1 pseudogene is annotated in these 303 nt (G+C 59.1%); it reads left to right on the top strand.

Annotation, left to right across the window (positions count from 1 at the left end):
- Positions 1-216, top strand: a pseudogene (locus JIG40_RS22775) (phage tail protein); the annotation flags it as partial.
- Positions 217-303 lie beyond the last annotated feature (87 nt).

Below are 303 nucleotides of genomic sequence, written 5' to 3'. Positions count from 1 at the left end.
GCGATCGCGCAGAGCCTGACGGCCTCAGCAAGCATTGCCGGACTGTTCCCGGCGCTTGCCATCGACGGACTCAACCGGGTCATCCGGGTTATCGATCAGACGCAGCAGTTCAGCGAAATGCTGGTCATCAAAGCCTTGAGCCTGTCCGTCTCGGAAAGCGCACAAACCACCTCGATGACACTGTTCCGGCCATTCAGGGAGCAAAGCGATGTCTGACACACTGCTGGCCCGTTTGATGAGCCGGATTAAGAATCTGGTTGGCACCGGCACGGTCACAGGAGCGGAGACGCAGTGGCTGCAGAT

Source organism: Vibrio sp. bablab_jr001 (assembly GCF_016464285.1).
GTDB lineage: Bacteria > Pseudomonadota > Gammaproteobacteria > Enterobacterales > Vibrionaceae > Vibrio > Vibrio fluvialis.
This window is presented reverse-complemented; position numbering and strand designations above follow the sequence as displayed.